General features: G+C 71.2%; 18 protein-coding genes and 2 pseudogenes. 7 read left to right on the top strand and 13 right to left on the bottom strand.

Features of this window, described 5'->3' with window-relative positions; genetic code table 11:
• Nucleotides 1–24: 24 nt before the first annotated feature.
• Nucleotides 25–729, top strand: coding sequence for a FadR/GntR family transcriptional regulator (locus QRY02_RS36070; RefSeq protein WP_285987251.1), 705 nt, complete (start codon nt 25–27; stop codon nt 727–729).
• Here the strand turns inward: QRY02_RS36070 and QRY02_RS36075 are convergent.
• Genes QRY02_RS36075 through QRY02_RS36085 form a run of 3 tightly spaced genes read right to left on the bottom strand, consistent with a single transcriptional unit; the run spans nt 711 to nt 2,575 of the window.
• On the bottom strand, nt 711–1,325 hold the full coding sequence (locus tag QRY02_RS36075; protein WP_285987252.1) for a TetR/AcrR family transcriptional regulator: 615 nt from the start codon (nt 1,323–1,325) through the stop codon (nt 711–713). The genes QRY02_RS36070 and QRY02_RS36075 overlap by 19 nt on opposite strands.
• A gap of 34 nt (nt 1,326–1,359) precedes the next feature.
• Complete coding sequence (locus QRY02_RS36080; RefSeq protein ID WP_285987253.1) at nt 1,360–2,073, bottom strand: hypothetical protein; 714 nt, start codon at nt 2,071–2,073, stop codon at nt 1,360–1,362.
• Entirely contained in the window at nt 2,066–2,575 is a 510-nt protein-coding gene (locus tag QRY02_RS36085) for a SigE family RNA polymerase sigma factor (RefSeq protein ID WP_285987254.1), read from the bottom strand. Before QRY02_RS36085 ends, QRY02_RS36080 begins: the two co-directional genes overlap by 8 nt.
• A gap of 136 nt (nt 2,576–2,711) precedes the next feature.
• On the opposite strand from QRY02_RS36085, the gene QRY02_RS36090 reads away from it, so the two are divergent.
• The 3 genes from QRY02_RS36090 to QRY02_RS36100 all read left to right on the top strand — a co-directional run bounded on the left by QRY02_RS36090 (nt 2,712) and on the right by QRY02_RS36100 (nt 5,236).
• Nucleotides 2,712–3,734, top strand: a complete 1,023-nt coding sequence (locus QRY02_RS36090; RefSeq protein ID WP_285987255.1) for a threonine aldolase family protein — start codon at nt 2,712–2,714, stop codon at nt 3,732–3,734.
• A gap of 17 nt (nt 3,735–3,751) precedes the next feature.
• Nucleotides 3,752–4,330: an HAD family hydrolase gene (locus tag QRY02_RS36095; RefSeq protein WP_285987256.1), complete on the top strand. Its 579-nt coding sequence runs from the start codon at nt 3,752–3,754 to the stop codon at nt 4,328–4,330.
• 87 nt (nt 4,331–4,417) lie between these two features.
• Nucleotides 4,418–5,236 (top strand): SAM-dependent methyltransferase, encoded by an 819-nt coding sequence (locus tag QRY02_RS36100; RefSeq protein ID WP_285987257.1) that lies wholly within the window; start codon nt 4,418–4,420, stop codon nt 5,234–5,236.
• Between the two features lie 5 nt (nt 5,237–5,241).
• On the opposite strand, the gene QRY02_RS36105 is transcribed toward QRY02_RS36100, so the two are convergent.
• From QRY02_RS36105 to purD, 10 genes and pseudogenes are all read right to left on the bottom strand, one after another.
• Nucleotides 5,242–5,433 carry a hypothetical protein gene (locus QRY02_RS36105; RefSeq protein ID WP_285987258.1) on the bottom strand — a complete coding sequence of 64 codons (192 nt, stop codon included), beginning with the start codon at nt 5,431–5,433 and terminating at the stop codon, nt 5,242–5,244.
• Between the two features lie 97 nt (nt 5,434–5,530).
• Entirely contained in the window at nt 5,531–6,712 is a 1,182-nt protein-coding gene (locus tag QRY02_RS36110) for a pyridoxal phosphate-dependent aminotransferase (protein ID WP_285987259.1), read from the bottom strand.
• 9 nt (nt 6,713–6,721) lie between these two features.
• Nucleotides 6,722–6,937: pseudogene (locus tag QRY02_RS36115) on the bottom strand (transglycosylase SLT domain-containing protein); the annotation flags it as partial.
• Between the two features lie 1,095 nt (nt 6,938–8,032).
• Nucleotides 8,033–8,962 (bottom strand): annotated as a pseudogene (locus QRY02_RS36120) (WXG100 family type VII secretion target); the annotation flags it as partial.
• 14 nt (nt 8,963–8,976) lie between these two features.
• The gene (locus tag QRY02_RS36125; RefSeq protein ID WP_086845483.1) at nt 8,977–9,288 is read right to left on the bottom strand and encodes a hypothetical protein; all 312 of its coding nucleotides are present in this window, start codon (nt 9,286–9,288) and stop codon (nt 8,977–8,979) included.
• Between the two features lie 133 nt (nt 9,289–9,421).
• Nucleotides 9,422–10,180 (bottom strand): ESX secretion-associated protein EspG, encoded by a 759-nt coding sequence (locus QRY02_RS36130; protein WP_285987260.1) that lies wholly within the window; start codon nt 10,178–10,180, stop codon nt 9,422–9,424.
• A gap of 2 nt (nt 10,181–10,182) precedes the next feature.
• A complete protein-coding gene (locus QRY02_RS36135) occupies nt 10,183–11,781 on the bottom strand; it encodes a hypothetical protein (RefSeq protein ID WP_285987261.1) in 1,599 nt (532 codons plus the stop codon).
• 9 nt (nt 11,782–11,790) lie between these two features.
• Nucleotides 11,791–12,357, bottom strand: coding sequence for a DUF3558 domain-containing protein (locus QRY02_RS36140; RefSeq protein ID WP_285994016.1), 567 nt, complete (start codon nt 12,355–12,357; stop codon nt 11,791–11,793).
• A 16-nt stretch (nt 12,358–12,373) separates the two neighbouring features.
• The gene (locus QRY02_RS36145; protein WP_285987262.1) at nt 12,374–12,814 is read right to left on the bottom strand and encodes a hypothetical protein; all 441 of its coding nucleotides are present in this window, start codon (nt 12,812–12,814) and stop codon (nt 12,374–12,376) included.
• A gap of 123 nt (nt 12,815–12,937) precedes the next feature.
• Nucleotides 12,938–14,212, bottom strand: a complete 1,275-nt coding sequence (gene purD, locus QRY02_RS36150) for a phosphoribosylamine--glycine ligase (protein ID WP_285987263.1) — start codon at nt 14,210–14,212, stop codon at nt 12,938–12,940.
• Nucleotides 14,213–14,412: 200 nt separating this feature from the next.
• Here purD and QRY02_RS36155 point away from each other — a divergent pair, with 200 nt between their 5' ends.
• The 3 genes from QRY02_RS36155 to QRY02_RS36165 all read left to right on the top strand — a co-directional run bounded on the left by QRY02_RS36155 (nt 14,413) and on the right by QRY02_RS36165 (nt 18,146).
• Entirely contained in the window at nt 14,413–15,549 is a 1,137-nt protein-coding gene (locus tag QRY02_RS36155) for a glycerophosphodiester phosphodiesterase (RefSeq protein ID WP_285987264.1), read from the top strand.
• 40 nt (nt 15,550–15,589) lie between these two features.
• Nucleotides 15,590–16,543: a serine hydrolase domain-containing protein gene (locus QRY02_RS36160; RefSeq protein WP_285987265.1), complete on the top strand. Its 954-nt coding sequence runs from the start codon at nt 15,590–15,592 to the stop codon at nt 16,541–16,543.
• A gap of 70 nt (nt 16,544–16,613) precedes the next feature.
• A complete protein-coding gene (locus tag QRY02_RS36165; protein WP_285987266.1) occupies nt 16,614–18,146 on the top strand; it encodes an amino acid permease in 1,533 nt (510 codons plus the stop codon).
• The last annotated feature ends 121 nt before the right edge of the window (nt 18,147–18,267 follow it).

Below are 18,267 nucleotides of genomic sequence, written 5' to 3' on the forward strand. Positions count from 1 at the left end.
CTCCGGCGGCTGAGAGGCCCTCCATTGACCGAACACCGGCCACGCGGGCTGCACGGCCAGACCGTGGAGGCACTGGCCAGCCGGATCCTCTCCGACGAGTGGGGCGAGGGCGCCGTCCTGGACCTGCCCGCGCTGCGCGAAGAGCTCGACATCAGCCTGACCGCGCTGCGCGAAGCGCTGAAGGTGCTGGCCGCCAAGGGCATGATCGACGCCCGGCAGAAGCGGGGCACCTTCGTGCAGCCGCGCGAAAAGTGGAACATGCTCGACGCCGACGTCATGCGGTGGCAGACCGCGGCCGCCGATGATCCGGTGCTGCTCGACGAGCTCACCGAGGTGCGCGCGGTCGTCGAGCCCGCCGCCGCCCGGTTCGCCGCCGAGCGGGCGACCGAGGAAGACCTCGAGGCGCTGCGGGACGCGCTCGCCGACATGGCCGCCGCCGGGGATGATCCGGCGGCGAGCGTCCAGGCCGACCTCGCCTTCCACCGGCGGCTGATGGCCGCCACGCACAACAACTTCCTGATGCGGATGGAACGCGTCATCGCCATCGGGCTGGCCGAGCGCGACAAGCTCGTGCACGGCTCCTCGGCGGCGGATGACCCGGTGCCGAACCACCGGAAGGTCTTCGACGCGATCGTCGCGGGCGATCCGGCCGCGGCGGAACAGGCGATGCTCGCCCTGGTCACGAAGGCCCGCGAAGACCTGGAGAAGGCTCAGCGCGGGCGGTCGTGAGCGGTGGGCTCCAGCGCCGCCTGGAGCATCCGGGCCGCCGCCGCGCGGGGCTCCGGGTCGACCGCGACCAGTGCGTTCACCACCGCGCCGTCGACCAGCGCGACCAGCCGTTCCAGCTCGGTTTCGGTGACCGGGGTGCCCGAACGGGCGAAGATCTCTGTCAGCAGCTCGTTCAGCTGGGCCGACAGCGTCCGCATCAGCGGCCGCAGGTACGGGCGCCGGCCGGTCACGACCAGCCGCTCGTACCGCAGGAGGACGGCTTCGGCGTCGGCCGCCGGGTCACCGCTCTCCGGGCCGAGCAGCAGGTCCAGCACCAGGTCGACGGTCGCCTGCACCCCGCGGTTGCGGGTCGCGAGCTCGTCCAGCCGGCGGCGGCCGGTCGCCAGTTCGGCCTTCGAGTGGTGCTCGACGGCCGCTGTGACCAGGTCTTCCAGCGAGTCGAAGTAGTACGTCGTCGACGCGAGCGGCAGGCCCGCCCGCTCGGCCACCGCCCGGTGCCGCACGGCGTCGAACCCGCCTTCGACGAGCAGTTTCGCGGCGGCCTCGACGAGCGCGGCGCGCCGTCGCTCCCCCTTCGGGGTGGTCGCAGCGGTCATGGCCGGTCATTCTGCCAACCGGGCGGCCCCGGGCTCAGAAGAGGGGCGCGAGATCGCGCGCGAACCGGTCCACCTGGCCCGCGTACGGCGCCGCCGTTCCCGCGGACGGCACGCTGACCAGCACCAGCACCCCACCGGACGCCGTCCCCACCCGCGCCGTGACCGCGCCGGCCGGCTGGGACTTGAAGACCTCCGGAATGCCCTTCGGGTACACCGCCGCGGCGACTTCGCCACCCGGGACCGGGAACCCGGCGGACCGCGACACCGTCGAACAGGCGCCGCCCGGGACAGCCTGGTCGGCTGCGAAGTGGCCGGGGAGCTCGCCAGCGAGGGCGGTGGCGAGCTCCCCGTCCACCTGTTCGCACCCGGAGGCGCCTTCGGCCAGCTGGCCGGTCTTCCCGTCCCCGGCACCCCCCTGCTGAGGTGGCTGGGCCGGGAAGTTCGGTGACTCCCCGCCGATTTGAGGACGCATCGAGCCGTCACCCGGTTGCGCCGAGCCCGGTCCGGCTTGCGCCGCGCCGTTGTCCGACGTCGCGGTCATCGACTTCGGAGTACCCCCGGAGAGCACGCCGTACGCCCCGAACCCGGCGACGACCAGCGCAACGGCACTGACCCCGGCGGTGATCCGGTTCCGGTGGCGCGCGGTCTGGCGGCGGGATTCGCGGACGACGTCGTCGGTGGTGAACGTCGGCGACGGCACGTCCGGGGGCGCGGCGGAGAACAACGAGCGCAGCTCCTGCTCATCCATTGGTCTCCACCTCCCGTTCGAGGACCTGCCTCAGGTTCGCCAGCCCGCGGGCGGTCTGGCTCTTCACGTTGCCTTCGCTGCAGCCCAGCGCCTTCGCCGCACTGGTCACGTCGAGTCCTTCGAAGAACCGCATGACCAGCACCGCCCGCTGCTTGGGAGGTACTTCCTTGAGCGCCGTGAGCAGGTCCTCCCTGGTCGCGACGAGGTCGTCGAGGCCGGGCGTGTCGTCGGACGGCTCCGGCAGCGTCTCGGTCTGCCACTCGCGCCGCCACGGACGCCGCGATTCGTCGATCGACGCCCGGACGAGCGTCTTGCGGACGTACGCGTCGGTCGCCGCGCGATCCCTGATCTTCTTCCACCTCCGGTGCAGTGCGACGAACGCCGTCTGCGCGAGGTCGTCCGCCCGGTGCCAATCACCGCAGAGCATGTACGCGGTCCGGCGCACGGCGTCCCGCCTGGCGGCGAAGTACTCCGCGAACTCCTGCTCGTCGCGCTGGTCCACGCGCAGTCGTGCTCCGCTCGTTCGTCGTTCGCCCGGGAGGACGGAATCAGGGGCGTCCACGGTTGCACGGACCGGGCGGGCTCGACCACCCGAGGGCTCATTGATCCTCATGACGTGGGTGTGATGTGATCGGTCCGTGACCTTCTCCCCGCCCGTACTGGACTTCCGCTCCGACACCGTCACCCGGCCGGACGAGACGATGCGGGCGGCGATGGCCTCCGCCGCGGTCGGGGACAACGTTCTCGAGCGCGATCCCACGGTCGCGGAGCTGGAGGAGCGGGCCGCGCACGTCCTGGGCATGCCGGCCGCCCTCTGGGTGCCGAGCGGGACGATGGCCAACCTGATCGCGCTGAGCCTGCACCTGCAGCGCGGCGACCGGTTCCTCGCCACCCGGGGCGCGCACGTGCTGGCCAACGAGCTGGGCTCGGCGGCGTGGCTGGCCGGCGGCATGCCGGACATCCTCGAGCACGACGGCGGCCCGGGCCGCCCATCGCCCGACGCCCTCGCAGCCGCGATCGGACAACCCGGGCCGTACTTCACATTACGGACAACTCTCCTCTGCCTCGAGAACACCCACAACGCGGCCGGTGGCGCGGTGACCCCGCCCGACGAGCACGCCCAGCTGCTCTCCGTCGCCAAGGAAGCGGGCCTGACCGTGCACCTCGACGGTGCCCGGCTGTGGCAGGCCGCCGTCGCCCTCGAAGTGCCACCGGCCGCGCTGACCGTCGGCGTCGACACCGTGTCGGCCTGCTTCAGCAAGGGCCTCGGCGCGCCGGTCGGCTCGGTCGTCGCGGGCAGCGCGGCGTTCGTCGAGCGGGCGCGCCGGATGCGGCAGATGCTGGGCGGCGGCGTCCGGCAGGGCGGCGTCCTGGCCGCGGCCTGCCTGATCGCGCTGGACCGCATCCCCGACCTGGCCGAGTCGCACGAGAACGCCCGGCGGCTCGCCGACGGCCTCCGCGAGCACGGCTGGCCGGCCAACACACCCGACACCAACATCGTGCTCGCCGAAGTTCCCGACATCCCGACCGCGCTCGCCTGGCTCGACTCGCTCGGCATCCGGGCGGTGCCGATGGCGGGCAAGGTCCGGTTCGTCACCCACCGGGACCTGAGCGCGACCGACGTCGAAGAAGCCGTGCGCCGGATCAAGACCGGCGTCTGAAGAAATCTGGGGCCCCGATGAACTGGATCGTGTTCGACTACGGCGACGTGCTCAGCAAGCCGAGCGCCGCCCTGCCCGACCTGGCCGCGGCGATGGGAGCGCCGCTGCCGGAGTTCCTGAAGGCGTATTGGGAGTACCGGATTCCCTACGACGCCGGCAGCACCCCGCTCGAGTACTGGCAGGCGGTCGGCAACGCCGTGGGCGCGCCGGTCGACGAGGCGCTGTCGGCCGAGCTGACCCGCACCGACGTCGAGGGCTGGGGTCACCTGGAGCCGTCGTCGGCGGCGCTGCTCGAGGCGCTCTCCGAGGCCGGCGCGAACCTGGCGCTGCTCTCGAACGCGCCGATCGCGTTCGGCGAGTGGGTCCGCGCGCAGGACTGGGCGCGGCTCTTCCGCGTGACCATGTTCTCGGGCGACGTCCGGTGCGTCAAACCGGACGCGAAGATCTTCCGCCTCCTGCTCGACGAGCTCGGCGCCGAACCGGCCGACTGCCTGTTCTTCGACGACCGTGAGTCCAATGTGGAGGGAGCACGGGCGGTGGGGCTCCGTGCCCACGTCTGGAACGGCGCCGACGCGGCCCGCGCCTGGCTGGATTGAGCGGCTCACGCGCACCGCACGGCCGCCTACCCGCCGTGATCTCCATGACCTAGGGTGGGGCATCCCCGACTCCCCCGGTAGGTGCGCATGGCGACGAGCGAACGACCATCGGCCCACGTCGACTTCGACCGGCCGAGCATCGCTCGCGTCACCGACGCGCTGCTGGGCGGGCAGAACCACTACGAGCCCGATCGCGCCGTCCTCCGGCAGCTGGTGGCCATCGCGCCGGAAGCCCCGGCCATGGCGCGGGAAGTGCGGCAGTGGCTGGTGCGCGCCGTCCGCTACCTGACCGAGCGGCTGGACGTCGACCAGTTCCTCGACCTCGCTTCCGGCTTCCCGACGGCGGAGAACACCCACCAGGTGGCGCAGAAGTACAACCCGGAAGCGCACGTCGTCTACGTCGGCGACGACCCGGTGGTGGAGGCGCACGGCCGGGCCCTGCTCGTCGACAACGACTTCACGCACATCTGCGGCACCGACCCGCTGAACCCCGGCGAGACGCTCGCCGGGGTCGGGCGGTTCATCGACTTCGACCGGCCCGCCGGGCTCGTGCTGTGCGGGGTCGTCGACCACATCGCCGACCTCCAGCAGGCGCAGCAGGTGGTCAAGTCCTACGTCGGCGCGCTGGCGCCGGGTTCGTACCTGATCCTGCTGCACCGGCACAACCCGGCCGACGGCTCCGACGCGGCCGGCGTCGCGACGTCACTGGAGGACCGCTTCGGCCGCACCGGGCTCGACACGCGCTACCGTTCGCGGGCCGAGATCACGTCGTTCTTCGACGGGCTCGACCTGCTCGAGCCCGGGCTGACCGCGCCACACCTGTGGTGGCCGGACGGGCCGCGCCTGGCGCCCCTGACGCCGGTCAACTGGACGGCGCTGGGCGGCGTGGCGCGGATCCCCGGGTAGCCGGCTCAGTAGCGGTTGATCCGCCTGGGGTCCTTCTTGCCGCCGGTGATCGCCTTGTAGCCGGCGGCGCCGAGGAAGGCGATACCGCCGATGATCGCGATCCACAGGACGGCCTTGAACACGAAGCCGATCACGGCGCCCAGCACCATGAACGCCACCCAGGCGATGATCAGGCCGCCGACGATCTTCCAGAACATGGTTCCTCCGATGCTTCCCCGTGGCCCCACCGGCCCGATGGCTCCACAGTGCCACCTGACGCGGTGAAACTCCCCTCCGAAGGGCAACGTTCGGGGTTTATTCAGGGTTCCCCCTGGCCAGCCAGGCCCCCAGGCGCCGGACCCCTTCGTCGATGTCCCCGGCGCTGCCGGCGAAGGAGAACCGGACGTACTTCCCGCCGTCGACCGGGTCGAAGTCGACGCCGGGGGTGATCGCGAGCCCGGTGTCGGCGAGCAGCCGCTGGCACCAGCTCAGGCTGTCATCGGTGTAGGCGCTGACGTCGGCGTACGCGTAGAAGGCGCCGTCGGCGGGAGCGAGCTTGTCGAGGCCGATGCGCTGCAGGCCGGCGAAGAGGCGATCGCGGTTGGCGCGGTAGTGCTCGACGTGCGCGTCAGCTTCCGCGTACGCCTCGGGTGTGAAGGCGGCGAGGGCCGCGTACTGCGAAACCGCGGGCGGGCAGATGGTGAAGTTGCCGGTCAGGACGTCGATCGCGCGGTGCAGCCGCTGCGGGGCGAGCATCCAGCCGAGCCGCCAGCCGGTCATCGCGAAGTACTTCGAGAAGCTGCCGAGCACGATCGGCTCGCGGCCGTACTGCCACGCGCAGTCGAGCTCGGCGCCGTAGGAGATGCCGTGGTAGATCTCGTCGCTGATCAGCTGCACGCCGTGCGACGAGCACCAGCCGGTGATGGCGGCGAGTTCCCCGGGCGGCAGCACGGTGCCGGTCGGGTTGCCCGGGCTGGCGACGATCAGGCCGTCGATCGGGCCGAGCTCGTCGAGGAGGGCGACGGTCGGCTGGAAGTTCGTCGCCGCGGTGGTGGCGAACTCGACGACCTCGCAGCCCAGGACCGAGAGCAGGTTCCGGTAGGCCGGGTAGCCGGGCCGCGCCATGGCGACCTTCGCGCCGGGGTCGAAGGCGCTCAGGAAGGCGAGCAGGAAGCCACCCGAGGAGCCGGTGGTCAGGACGACGTCGTGCGCCTGGACGTCGACGTCGTACCGCCGCCGGTAGTGCCCGGCGACGGCCTCGCGCAGCTCGGGGATCCCGAGCTGCTCGGTGTAGCCGAGGGTGCTGTCCTGCAGAGCCTGCCGCGCGGCCTCGAGCACGGGTTTCGGCGCGGGCGCGGACGGCTGCCCGGCCGCGAGCGACACGAGATCGCCGTGGCTGCGCTGCCGGGCCCCGGCCGCGGAGAGGACGTCCATGACGTGGAAGGGCGGCACGCCGGCCCGCAGCGCGGGCCCGGCGAAAGCTCCGAGGTCGGCCATGGGGCCAGGCTAGTAGCCGCGGTAGGCACCACCGTGGGCCATGGCCTTGATGCCGGGCACGTTGTCGAGGCCGCCGTACCGGTCGAAGGAGTACCGGACGCCGGCGATGATGTTGTCGACCGGGTTGTAGATGTTGTCGTGCCCGGGCAGCTTGTGGGCGTTGAACGTCGAGTCGATGCACTGCATGAGCCCCTTGGACGGGTGCCCCGCGGCGGCGTTCGAATTGCCGGTCAGGAAGATGTGGTCACCTTCCTGGGCCGTCCAGGTGCCCAGCTCTGTGGTCACGCACCACACGTCACCCCGCCCGGCGGCTTCCTTCCGCAGGAAGGTTCCGGTGACGATCGGGTTGTTCAGGTGCACGGAGAATTCTTGGCGCCAGGTTTCCGGCTGGTTCTTCCGCGCCACGGGGAGCACCCGAGGCCGCGCTCCGGACAGGTAACCGGCCAGCGCGATCGCGTCGAGGACCGCACCGGGCGCCTGGTAGAGGACCACCTGAGGTCGCGAGTACCCGGGCCGCACGTATTGGGTGCCTTCGGCGTCGGTGATCGCCTCGAGCCACGCCTCGCGCTGTCCGCTGGACATCGCCAGCACCTGAGCGACCGCGTCGGACTTCGGGTTGCCGGCGCGCGCCAGCAAATCCCGGGCGTAATCGTGGTCCAGCCGGAACTGGTGCCGGGGGCCGCACCCACCGCGGTCTTCGACGTACACCGCGTGCGACACACCGTCGAGGAGCTTGCGGAGCTTCGCCACCATCTCGGGCTTCGACTGCGCGATGGACATGGTCGGGCGGTGCTGTCGGCTCTCGATGTGACCATCGCCGGCGATCCACCCGAGGATCGCCGCTTCCGGCACGCTGATGTCCAGCGAGGATCCGGTGGCGGCCGGCGCCGCCAGGAGGATCCGGTCGCGCGACCGGACGTCCTCGGTGGTGACGAAGCCGGTCTCGGTCTCGTAGCGGTTCTCCTGCTTCGGCGAAACGATGCCGTGCTTCTTATGCCGGTGCACCGCGACGCCGTTCTCCGGCTGCGCCGCCGCGCGCGGCTCCCAGCCGCACTCCGGACAGATGGCCGGCAGGTCCGTACGCCTGACATTGACCCGCGGGAGATTGAGCCAGCGGTGGTTCGGCGTCGTGGTCGCCTGCCACCGCGAGTTGAACATCCGGACCAGCTCGGCGTCTTCGTGGTGGACGACCCGGGTGATCCGCGTCCACTCGCTGCGCCCGGTGGCCCGGTTGTAGCCGATCGTCTCGTCGCCGACCTCGACCGCGTCGTGCTTCAGCAGGCCGCGCCTGGTCACGATCTGCGTGTCCAGCGGCACGCAGTCCCAGTTGTTGATGGCGTTCGGGTTTCCGCCGGATTCGTGCTGGATGATGGCCCAGATCTTCGGGATGTCCGCGTCCGTCACCGGAATCCCGGCCGCCTGCAGCGCCTTCATGGCTTCCTGGATCCACTGCTGGACGTTCCCCGGCGGCGGCGAGGAAGGCGGGCCGCCGCTCGGGCCGAGGCCGCCACCGCCGCCTCCGCCACCCCCACCGCCGCCTCCGCCTCCGCCTCCGCCGCCGTGGGAGGAGCCGTTGCTGTGGATGCCGCCCGTGCTCTTGGGGGCCGCGGCGGAACTGCTCGGCAGGGGGACCTGGTCGTAGCCGCCCTCGATCTGCTGGGACATCAGCTTCTGCGACGCCTTGATCGCCGTGTCGGCCTGGGTTTGCAGGCCGGTGACGTCACCGTCGAAGCCGGCGGTGATGTTGTGGATGTCCGTCTTCGCGGTGGCCAGGATCTCGTCGGCGCTGGGGCTGGGGCCCGGCTTGCCTTCGTCGTGCGCCTTCTTCGCCGCGGCCAAGGCGTTGTTGATCTGGGTTTCGGCCGTGGCGTTGCGCTCGTTGACCGCCTTTTCCGCGGCGAGCTGCTTGTCACCGACGTTCTTCTTGATCTGGTCGAGGGACTTCGCGAGGTCGTCGAGGTCCTTGGCGACGTCCTCGAGGTGGGTCTGCACCTTCGTCCCGGCGTCGCGGACCTGGCGGACGTACTGGAAGAACTGGTCCGCCGCCGGCCCGGCCCACACGCTGCCGTTGAGCGCGTCGGTCGAATTCTTCAGGGACGCATTGTGGTCGCCGGCGTTCTTGCCCGCCTCGCGGAACTGCGTCGCCGCCGCCGAGATCTTTTCCAGGTCCACCTTTTCGACCTGGTCGACCTTCTTCATGAAGGCGTCCCAATTGTCCGGCGTTCCGGCGCCGACCGCGTTCAAACCCACTTCCGTGCCCCCACTTACTTGTCGACGTGCAGCTTCAGGTCGCTCGCGCCGACCTGGTCGGTCTCGGCGATCAGGCCGGCGGCCTTGCGCATGGCGAACCCCAGCGCTTCCATGTGCTTGCCCGCGGCGTCGAACTGGTTGTGCACGCCGTCCTTGAACTTGCCGACCGCGCCGTGCGCGTCGCCCGTTTCGTCCATCCCGCCGAAGGGGCTTTCCTTCTCGTGGTCCAGGCCGGTGACCTTCTGCTTGGACTTTTCGAACTCGTCCTTCAGCTTCTCCACCTGGCGGGCCGCGATGGCCATCGAGTCCGGGTCGTAGACAGGCACGGTTCGTCATCCCCTTCGGAAACTTGTCTCCGCCCGATCGGACGTTGTCATGACCAGGACGGTTCCCGCGCTTACTTTATGACTTCGCCCGGGGCGCGGGTACGGATCTCCGCCAACTTCCACCCGGCGGGGATCAGGCCTCCGCCACCAGTTCGCGGATCCGCGTGGCCAGCAGGGCGTTGTCCGCCGGGGTGACGGTGGCCCACTCGCGGCCGTCACCGTCGCGGCCCACCTGGAACAGGTAGCGGCCCGCGTCCGTGTCGAAGAACGCCACCACCCGGTCCGCCCGGTGCACCACGCCGTCGCGCGAGGTGCGTTCCGCGCCGAACTGGCCGCGGGCCTCCTGGCCCAGCAGCATGCCCGAGAGCTCCTGGGCCTGGAACAGCGGAATCCCGCGGTCCTCCAGCGCGGTGACCAGCGCCTTCGCGTCACCCTTCGTGGCCGCGTCGGCGGACTTCACGACGTCGTAGGGCAGGCTGACCGTCTGGCCGATGCCCGGCCCCAGGTCACCCGCCACCGAGACCGCCGCTTCCGCCAGGCCGTCCTCGGTGGCCGGGATCAGCCAGACCTCGCCGTCGTCCACCACCGCCAGCACCGCCTGGCTGCGCAGGCTGACCGCGCGGCCGCGGATCTCGCGTTCCGCCCACACCCACACGTCGATCCCGAACTGCGGGCGCGCCAGCAGGTGCAGCAGGTCGGCCAGCTCGCCGGACGCCCGCCGGTTGCGGGCCAGGCGCCGCTCGCTCAGCGACGCCCACGCCGACTCCACCAGCTCGAGCCGTTCGGCGCGGGTGGCTCCTTCGCTCGGCACGTCCAGCGCGACGTGCCGACGGGGCAGGTCGAAGGACTCCCAGAGCACGTCGAACTCGAGGGCCGACAGGACGAGCGACACGGTCAGCGCACATCCCCGCCGTGGTCACCGAGCACGTCGGGGGAGACCATCCGCTGGTCGGCGAACAGGTCCTGGTCGTCGACGCCGTAGCGGCGGACGTGCTCGGCGTCCTCCTCCTGCGGTGCCGCCTCGGACAGGAACTTCGCCTCGCCGGGCTGCTGCTTCGGGCTGATCTGCTCCGACTTGCGCAGCGCGACGGCTTCCTCTTCGGGCAGCTCGCCGACCGGCAGCGGCCGCACCGGCCCCTTCGGCTGGCTCTTGTCGCGCCGCTGACGCTCCTTGTCGCCGCTCAACGCGCCGCCGGCCGCACCCGCGCCGATCGCCGCCGCGCCGGCGCCGATGTCGCCGGGGGTGGCGCCGGGCTTCACCACGAAGCCGCGTTCGCCTGTGTACTGGCCGGGCTGGAGCGGGGCCTGCGGCATCGCGCCGACCGTGCGGCCCTTGGCCAGCAACCCGTCCGGGCCGCGGCCGGTGGAGCTGTCGATGCCGGTCGAACCACCGGGTGTCCCGCCGCCACCGCCGCCGAGCGACTTGATCGGCGTCGTCGCCGGGGCCGAGCCGGGCGGCTGCGCGCCGGGCGCTCCCGGCGGGCAGAACGGTTCGCCCTGGCCTCCGGCCCCCGGACCGGGGGTGAAGCGGCCGGACTGGTCGCCGGACGGGCCGCGACCCGGGGTGTGGACCCAGCCCGGCCCGGGCGCCGGTGTCGGCGTCGTCGGCTTCGCGCCCGACGGCGTCGTCGAACTCGGCGTCGTCTGCTGGGCGGCCGGAGCACCGGCCGAACCGGTCGAACCGGCATAGCCGGTCTGGCGCGGCGGCTGCTGCTGCGCGGCGTGGGAGGACTGCTGCGCGGCGACGCCGTAGACCGGGGTCGGCGGATCGGCGTGCACGGTGTGGGACACCGGCTGCACCACCGGCGGCTCGACGTGCACCGACCGGACCTTGTCCGAGGCCGGCTTCACGCCGCCGTCCGGTGTCACCGCGACCGCGGCGCCGGCGACGTCCAGCACCCCCGGCGTGACGCCCGGGGCGGCCAGCTTCAGCGACTCGGGGTCGGACAGCGACTGCGTCGAGAGCAGGTTCGTGCCGCTCTGCTGCGCGTACTCGTTCAGCGCCTGCTGCGCCTGGGCCTTGGCGTCGTTCGCGGCCTCGACCTGCCGGGCGTGGTCGGTCTCGAAGCCGATGAGGCTCAGCAGGCCGTCGCCGAGGGTGAAGCCGCCCGCACCCTTCCGGACCGTCTCGGCGTCCGGCAGCTTGTACTTGGTGCGGTTGAACGCCTCACCCTGCTCGAACACCATTTCCGCGGCGTGCGCGACCTTCGTCGTGGCGTCCTGGGAGAAGCCGGCCTGCTCGGTGAACACCTGGCTCGCCGCGCCCCCGGCCTGGCTCTGCCACTCGACGCCGAGCTTCAGCAGCTGCGCGCGCAGCGTCTGGTCGGTGTGGGCGAGCGCGGTCGCGACGGCCTTCAGCGCGTCGACGGCGGTGCCGATGCTGCCGGTGCCGTCGCCGTTGATCATCCGCGTGATCTGGTCGGCGATCGCGGTGTTGGTCCAGCCGTCGAACCGGTGGTTCTGGATCCCGGCCGCGAGCTCGGAGAATTCCACGCGCCCTCCCTAGTTGCGTGCTTTCAGGGTCTGCAGCGCCAGGTCGGCGGCGTGCGCCGACATGTCGCACAGCTGCGGCTGCGTGAGCCGGCCGCGGGTGATGGCGAAGGTCTGGACGGCCAGCGTATGCCCCTTCGCGACGCCGACGAGCGTCTCGCAGTCGACCGGGTCGCCGGCCGCGCGGTAGTTCGTCAGCGCCGGGTAACCACCGACGGTCTTCGGCTCGGTGGTCATGCTGTTCTTCTTGCGCGCCCCGGTGATCCACTGGTCGAGGTCCGCCGGCACCGCACGCACGTGGTAGGAGTGCACCGGCTCGGCGCCGTCGGCGTCGAACACGCAGGTCGGGCCGTCCTGCTCCGGAGCCGGGCGCGGGAGGCTGGTGATCTTCAGCGCGTCCAGCTGCACCTGGGGGAAGATCGCGCACAGATCGACGCCCTGCAGCGACAGGTCGGCCGGGCGCTGCGGCAGCTGGGCGGCCTTGGCGCTCTGCGACGCGGCCGTCGCGGCGGTCTCGACCGGGTACGGCGTGCCCTCGGTGCCCGCGGAACAGCCGGCGAGCGCCGCCGTCGCGAGCACGCCTCCGGCGATCCGGTTACGCACCGTGCTTGCCGCGGTCACCGAACACCGCCGCCTTCTCCTCTTCGCTGACCTTGTAGTCCTTCGCGGCTTCGCGCAGCTGGGAGACCAGGCGCTTCAGGCCGGCGACGTACTCACGGACCTGCCCGGCGTAGGAGCGGTCACCGTCGGCGATGAGGGAGTTCCAGGCCTGGACGGACTGGGTGCTGATCACGTCGGCGGACGGCGCGTCGATCCGCAGCTGGCCGAGCCGGGTCAGCAGCTGGTCTTCGAGGGCGTTGGCCTGCTCTTCGACGATCCGGGCGACGTCGAGGAGCTTGTCCGGGTGGACCAGGACGTCCGCGGCCGCCGGCGCCACCGGGACGGCCGAGCTGAGGTCTTGCGGGGGTCCGGGTGGCGGAGCCCCCGGCCCGGGGCGAAGCCCCGGAACAACGCTGTCGTACGAGGGTCCTGACATGCTCTCCCCTGACGTCATACGGACAGTGACCGGCCGGCTCCCGTCGAGGCTACCAACGCGGAGGTAGCAGCAACCTGAGTTTGGACGAAGAGTGCGCCCGGCCGGTTCCCCCGATCCGTGGAATCAGGCGCGCTGTTTCGCCGCCGGGGCGCCGACCTCGCCGTTCGCCGCCTTCAGCGCGATGTCCGTGCGGTGGTGGGAGCCCGCGAGGTGGACCTTTTCGACCGTCTCGTACGCGTGCTTGCGCGCCGACTTGAGCGTCTTGCCGGTGCCGACCACCGACAGCACGCGGCCGCCGGAGGAGACGACGGCGCCGTCGTCCCGGCGACGGGTGCCGGCGTGCAGGACGCCTTCCAGCTCGGCCCCGGTGATGACGTCGCCGGTGCGCGGCTTGCCGGGGTAGCCGTCGGCGGCGATCACGACGGTGACCGCGGCGCCGCCCGCCCACTCCAGCGGCGGGTGCTCGGCGAGCTTGCCGGTGGCGGTGGCGTGCATGAGCCCGGCGATCGGCGTGCGCAGCAGCGCCAGCACGACCTGCGTCTCGGGGTCGCCGAACCGGCAGTTGAACTCGATGACCTGCGGCCCGTCGGAGGTCAGCGCGAGGCCGGCGTAGAGCAGGCCGGAGAACGGCGCACCGCGGTTCACCAGCTCGTCGGCGACCGGCTGGACGACCGTCTCGACCAGCTCGTCGACCAGGTTCTCGGGCGCCCAGGGCAGCGGCGCGTAGGCACCCATGCCGCCGGTGTTGGGGCCGGCGTCGTCGTCGCCGACGCGCTTGAAGTCCTGCGCGGGCAGCAGCGGGACGACGGTGTTGCCGTCGACGAAGCAGAACAGCGACGCCTCCGGGCCGTCCAAAAAGGACTCGAGGAGGACCGGGTGGCCGCCGTCGAGCAGCATGATGGCGTGCTTGCGCGCGACGTCGATGTCCGGCGTGACGACGACGCCCTTGCCGGCGGCCAGGCCGTCGTCCTTGACCACCCAGGTGGGGCCGAAGCGGGCGAGCGCGGCGTCGAGGCGGGCCGGGTTGTCGACGACCTCGCAGCGCGCGGTCGGCACGTTCGCGGCGGACATGACGTCCTTGGCGAAGGCCTTCGACCCTTCGATCCGGGCGGCGGCGGCCGAGGGGCCGAAGCAGGCGATGCCGGCCTTGCGGACAGCGTCGGCGACGCCGGCGACGAGCGGCACCTCGGGCCCGACCACGACGAGGTCGGCCTGCCAGCTCTTGGCGAGCCCGGCGACCGCTTCGGGATCGGCGGCTTCGACGCCGAGCTGCTCGGCGACCGCGGCGGTCCCGGCGTTGCCGGGCGCGCAGGCCAGGGCCGTGACAGCGGGATCACCGGACGCCGCGAGGACGAGTGCATGCTCTCGGGCGCCGGAGCCGATTACCAGTACGCGCACGCCGCACAGCGTATCCGGCCGGGTTCGCGGGGGACATCGCGCCGTCCTCCGGGCCCCGGTCCGAGCGCCGGACGGGCCCCGGGAAAGAGGAGTCCACGCGCCGTTTACCGCGCTGACCGCCGAAGTACCACCGCGAGACGCTTGCGACATCGAAGGTGGCGCGAGTAGTCAGGTCACACCCTGTGAAATGAGGTCACCAGATGAAACGCAACCGTGTGGGTGTACTGGCGCTGGCCGGGCTGGCGTTGCTGAGTGTCACCGGAGTCGCGGCCGGGTCGGCCGGTGCGGCCGAAAGCGGGTCCGCCGATGCGGCGGCGCACGGGCGGGGCCACCATGACCCCGTGATCATCGGACACCGCGGCGCGCCCGGGTACCGGCCGGAGCACACCCTCGCCTCCTACGAGCTCGCCTACCGGATGGGCGTCGACTGGGTCGACGTCGACCTCGTGCCCACCAAGGACGGTCAGCTCGTCGCCCGGCACGAACCCGAGGTCGGCGGCACCACGGACGTCGCCCAGCACCCGGAGTTCGCGGACCGGAAGAAGACCGTCGTGCTGGACGGGGTCACCACGACCGGGTGGTTCACCCAGGACTTCACGCTGGCCGAGCTGAAGACGCTGCGCGCGGTCGAGCGGATCCCGCAGAACCGGCCGCACAACACGCTGTACAACGGCCGCTACCGGATCGCCTCCTTCCAGGAGGTCCTCGACCTGACCCAGCGCCTCGGCCGCGAGCTGCACCGGACGCTGGGCACCTACCCCGAGGTCAAGCACTCGACGTTCTTCCAGTCCATCGGCAACCCGACCGAGCCGAAGCTGGTCGCGATCCTCAAGCGCAACGGCCTCGACCGGCCGGACGCGCCGGCGATCATCCAGTCGTTCGAGGTGTCGAACCTGATCGCGCTGCACAAGCAGCTCCGGACGCCGCTGCTGCAGCTGACCTCGGCGACCGGCGCCCCGGCGGACTTCGTCGCGAACGGCGACAAGCGGACGTACGCGGACCTCGTGACACCGCAGGGCCTGCGCGACGTCGCGAAGTACGCGAAGTACCTCGGGCCGGACAAGGCGCAGATCATCCCGCGGGACAAGAACGACAACCTGGGCACGCCCACCGCGCTCGTCGCGGACGCGCACCGGGCGGGCCTGAAGGTGCAGCCGTACACGTTCCGGAACGAGAACCCGTTCCTGCCCGCGAACCTGCGCTCGTCGGCCGAGCCGGACGCCTACGGTGACGTCTTCACCGAGGAGGCGGCGTTCTTCAAGGCCGGCGTCGACGGCTTCTTCGCCGACCAGCCGGACACCGCGCTGGAGTCGCTGCACGCGTTCCTGGGCCGGTAACCCCTTTGCCGCGGAGGGCACCTTCAGGGACGCTGAGCCCATGAAGGTGCCCCTCGCGGCGTTGGCGGAAGAACACGGCTTCTCCGGCGTCGTGCTGGTGACCCGCGGCGAGGAGACGCTCGTCGAGCGGGCGTTCGGGTACGCGCACCTCGGTTACGGCGTCGAGAACACCGTCGACACCCGGTTCGCGATCGCCAGCGGCGTCAAAGGGCTCACCGCGCTCGTCGTCGTCGGGCTGGTGGCCGAGGGACGGCTGGCGCTTTCGACGACCGCGCGCGAAGTCCTCGGCGACGACCTGCCGCTGATCGACGACCGCGTGACGGTCGAGCACCTGCTGACGCACACCTCGGGCATCGGCGACTACTGCGACGAAGAAGCGGATCCACCGCCACCACCGACCCCACTCCTCGCCACCTCGGCCGACTACCTCGCCGCGCTCGACGGGTATCCCCAGGTTTCCGCGCCCGGCACGGAGTTCCGCTACCACAACGGCGCGTTCGCGGTCCTCGGCCTGATCGCCGAACGGATCGCGGGCATACCTTTCGCCGACCTCGTCCGGACCCGGGTGACCGAGCCCGCGGGCATGACGGACACGGCGTTCCTCCGCTCGGACGCGCTGCCCGCGCGGACGGCCACCGGCTACCTCGAAGACGGCCGCACCAACGTGTTCAGCCTTCCCGTCGTGGGCTTCGCCGACGGCGGGATCTACAGCACCGCGCCGGACTTCCGCAAGTTCTGGCCCGCCTTCCTCGACGGCCGGATCGTGCCGCGCGAGTGGGTGGACCGGATGCTGCGCCCGCACCCGGACGGCTACGGGCTCGGCTTCTGGCTGCCGCGGCCGGGTGTGGTGCACCTGAACGGCGGCGACCACGGCGTCACGTTCTGGAGCACGCACGAGCCGGGGTCCGGGCTCACCGCGACCTTGATCTCGAACAACCACCGAGGTGGCGGGCCCCTCCTGGGGTGGCTGGACGAGTTCTTCACGAAGGCTTGACACCCTTCGAGACCAAGGCTACCTTCGGCGAATTCAATGGTCTGGCCGCATACCTTTCAAGAGGTGCCCGATGGATGTTTCCGACCAGCAGACCACCCCCGACGACGACGCCGCCCGGCTGCACCAGCTGGGATACGCCCAAGAGCTCAAACGGACGATGTCGGCGTTCTCGAACTTCGCCGTCTCCTTCACGATCATTTCGATCCTCTCCGGCTGCCTCACGCTCTACGGCACCGGCATGAAGACCGGCGGGCCGGCCGCGATGATCTGGGGCTGGGTCCTGGTCGGCTTCTTCGTGATCCTCGTCGGCCTCGGCATGGCGGAGGTGTGCTCCAGCTACCCGACCGCGGGTGGGCTGTACTACTGGGCGGCGAAACTGGCCCCGCGCAACGGCGCGGCCTGGTCGTGGTTCACCGGCTGGTTCAACCTGGTCGGCCAGATCGCCGTCACGGCGGGCATCGACTTCGGCGCCGCGCTGTTCCTCAACGCGTTCCTGGATCTGCAATGGGGCTTCACCGCCACACCGGGACACACGATCCTGCTCCTGGCGATCATCCTCGTGGTGCACGGCCTGCTGAACACCTTCGGCGTCCGGCTCGTCGCGATCCTCAACAACGTCAGCGTGTGGTGGCACCTCATCGGGGTGCTGGTCATCGTGGGCGTGCTGACCTTCGTGCCCGCCAAGCACCAGGACGCCTCCTTCGTCTTCGGGGAGTTCGTCAACAAGACCGGCTGGACTTCGCCGATCTACGTGTTCGCGTTGGGCCTCCTGCTCGCGCAGTACACGTTGACGGGGTACGACGCTTCGGCGCACATGACGGAAGAGACGAAGAACGCCGCCAAGGCCGGGCCGCGCGGCATCGTCACCTCGATCCTCGTCTCCCTGGTCGCCGGCTGGATCCTGCTGATCGGCCTGACCTTCGCGATCCAGGACTACGACGGCGCGGTCGGCTCCGGGACCGGGGTGCCGCCCGCCCAGATCTTCATCGACGCCACCGGGGTCACCACCGGCAAGTTCCTCCTGCTCATCTGCATCGGCGCGCAGCTGTTCTGCGGGATGTCGTCCGTGACGGCGAACTCGCGGATGATCTACGCCTTCGCCCGTGACGGCGCGATCCCGGGCTCGAGCTTCTGGCACCGGATCAACAAACGCACCCAGACCCCCACCAACGCCGTCTGGCTCGCCGCCATCGGCGCCTTGGTCCTCGCCCTGCCGTACTTGTGGAGCGCGACGGCGTACTACGCGGTCACCTCGATCGCGGTCGTGGGTCTCTACGTCGCCTACGTGATTCCGGTGTTCCTCCGGGTCCGGCGGGGCGACTCGTTCGAACCTGGCCCGTGGCACCTCGGCAAGTGGGGGAAGCCGATCGGCATCATCGCGTCCATCTGGGTCGCGTTCATCTTCGTGCTGTTCATGCTTCCGCCGGCGTCGCCGGTGACCGTGGACTCCTTCAACTACACGCCGATCGCCTTCCTCGTGGTACTGGGCGGGGCCGCCCTGTGGTGGGTGGTTTCGGCCCGGAAGTGGTTCACCGGGCCGAAGGTGCAGGGTTCCGAGGAGGAACTGGCCGCGGTGGAACAGGAACTGAAGGAACTGGGCTGACCTCCGGCCTGGATGAGGATGAGGGAGTCTTCCGCGCCCTCCCCGCGCGAAAGACTCCCTCACCACCCCCGGTGGACCGGTCTGCCGGCCGTGCTCCACCGTCGCAGCCCGACCTTGAACG

Origin of the sequence: Amycolatopsis sp. DG1A-15b, from assembly GCF_030285645.1 — a bacterium.
Classification (GTDB): domain Bacteria; phylum Actinomycetota; class Actinomycetes; order Mycobacteriales; family Pseudonocardiaceae; genus Amycolatopsis.

Bases quoted from the DNA above. Each gene is read 5' to 3' on its own strand.
- QRY02_RS36155 (WP_285987264.1), top strand. From the start codon at position 14,413: ATGAAACGCAACCGTGTGGGTGTACTGGCGCTGGCCGGGCTGGCGTTG.
- QRY02_RS36080 (WP_285987253.1), bottom strand. From the start codon at position 2,073: ATGGATGAGCAGGAGCTGCGCTCGTTGTTCTCCGCCGCGCCCCCGGAC.
- QRY02_RS36110 (WP_285987259.1), bottom strand. From the start codon at position 6,712: ATGGCCGACCTCGGAGCTTTCGCCGGGCCCGCGCTGCGGGCCGGCGTG.
- QRY02_RS36145 (WP_285987262.1), bottom strand. From the start codon at position 12,814: ATGTCAGGACCCTCGTACGACAGCGTTGTTCCGGGGCTTCGCCCCGGG.
- QRY02_RS36160 (WP_285987265.1), top strand. From the start codon at position 15,590: ATGAAGGTGCCCCTCGCGGCGTTGGCGGAAGAACACGGCTTCTCCGGC.
- QRY02_RS36165 (WP_285987266.1), top strand. From the start codon at position 16,614: ATGGATGTTTCCGACCAGCAGACCACCCCCGACGACGACGCCGCCCGG.
- QRY02_RS36100 (WP_285987257.1), top strand. From the start codon at position 4,418: ATGGCGACGAGCGAACGACCATCGGCCCACGTCGACTTCGACCGGCCG.
- QRY02_RS36105 (WP_285987258.1), bottom strand. From the start codon at position 5,433: ATGTTCTGGAAGATCGTCGGCGGCCTGATCATCGCCTGGGTGGCGTTC.
- QRY02_RS36095 (WP_285987256.1), top strand. From the start codon at position 3,752: ATGAACTGGATCGTGTTCGACTACGGCGACGTGCTCAGCAAGCCGAGC.
- QRY02_RS36075 (WP_285987252.1), bottom strand. From the start codon at position 1,325: ATGACCGCTGCGACCACCCCGAAGGGGGAGCGACGGCGCGCCGCGCTC.